Raw genomic sequence first — 1,456 nt, forward strand, 5'->3', positions numbered from 1 at the left:
CCTATGGTCAACATACGGTTAAGCCCGAAAGTTTGCGACAAGCCCGCCCCTGATGGCGGCCCTCCCTGTCGGATTGATGGCGGGGATGCGGAAAGCCTTCGACCCGAAAAAGGCGATCGGCGGCCCGGTAGCCCTGATTGGCATCATATGGATCATGAGCTTCGTCTTGCCGATGTTCATGCCTTGGCCCGCAGCTTTCGTGCTGGTGATCGGCAGCCTCTATTTCCTTGCTTTCTACATCATCCAGAGAACCGGAAATCCTATCGGAATGCTTATCCTGATATCGGTCAGTCTCGTGTCCATAATGGGGATGAACTCGACAGCATCGCTGGAGGCGTTGCGCGATACTTTTACGGAAGCCGGCATCGTCGCGCTGATCGCTATTCCTGTCCTCTACCTCGTACTGCCGCCTGCGACCGGAGAAGAGATGATCGAGGAATACACGCCGGCGGCCGGCCATCATTTGCGATCGGCGGGAATCCGTGCCACCGTCCTCCTGGGTTTGAGTTTCTGGCTGTACAGCTTTCTCGACATGTCCAACATGATGATGGCCATCGCTGCCATCTTCGTTCTATGCTTTCCGACACGCGAGAGACTGTTTGCCGAAGCGAAAGAACGGGTCATGGCCACCCTGTTTGGCGCAGTCGCCGCCGGCACTGCCTTGTTCATCCTCACCATCACCGCCCATTTCGTTGTCGTGGTCGGTCTCGTTTTCCTGGTGGCGCTTTATTTTGCGAGCAAAATGATGTCCGGGAGACATCCGCCCATGGTGTATCAGTTCAGCCTGTCGGTCTCGCTTTCTCTGATCGTTGGCGCCTTGACGACACAGGAGCCATCCTACGCGGCATTGACGCGCGTCGTCCTGACGTTCGGGGGAACGATCGTTGCGGCCTTGCTGACCGCTACGCTGGAAAGTCTGCTCAACGCCCAGTCGCCTGATAGACCAGGCGGTGCAGCTGTAGCCGGGTAAGTCAGGACCAGTGGCTCGATCCGGACTTTCAGCATGCCGTGCAGTTTGATGCGATGGGTGACAAGCGGCTTCAGGTCAACACAGCCGACGCACAGACTTCCATCAGCCGGCCCATCCGTTCCGTGCCACCTGGGTAAAGCATGGTCACGATCCTGTTGTCTCCGCGCTTTGCCGAGAAGAGGTTCGACATCGACGCCCCGGCCGTCCGTCAGCGTCATGATCTGTTCCTTGGATAGCCACATTCAATTCGAACACATGATCGGCGCCAAGTTTTTCGCAACCTCTATGCGCGAGACCAGCTTATGGCAGGGGCGATCGTCGTCGAAGCTATAACGAGTAGAAATAGTGCCGCTTTCCAGAGGCTGGTCGGGGCATTTGTCCTGTCTGCCGGCTTTGCTCTTTGCGCAGATTTTGTAACGGTTGACGGGGAGAGCAGTTTTGGGGGCTTGTCGCAAACTTTCGGGCTTAACCGTATGTTGACCATAG

At 56.8% G+C, this 1,456-nt stretch carries 2 protein-coding genes; one reads left to right on the top strand and one right to left on the bottom strand.

Annotated elements, in window-relative coordinates; genetic code table 11:
* The first annotated feature begins 52 nt into the window (after positions 1-52).
* The gene (locus NDN16_RS20775) at positions 53-970 is read left to right on the top strand and encodes an FUSC family protein (protein WP_251115320.1); all 918 of its coding nucleotides are present in this window, start codon (positions 53-55) and stop codon (positions 968-970) included.
* 242 nt (positions 971-1,212) lie between these two features.
* Here NDN16_RS20775 and NDN16_RS20780 read toward each other — a convergent pair.
* The coding region (locus NDN16_RS20780) for a hypothetical protein (RefSeq protein ID WP_251115321.1) at positions 1,213-1,456 on the bottom strand (244 nt) is incomplete at its 5' end.

It is taken from the genome of Aureimonas altamirensis, from assembly GCF_023702225.1.
GTDB lineage: Bacteria > Pseudomonadota > Alphaproteobacteria > Rhizobiales > Rhizobiaceae > Aureimonas > Aureimonas altamirensis_B.

What these genes read in the sequence shown, in the direction of transcription:
- NDN16_RS20775 (WP_251115320.1), top strand. Translation starts at nt 53, where the DNA reads ATGGCGGCCCTCCCTGTCGGATTGATGGCGGGGATGCGGAAAGCCTTC.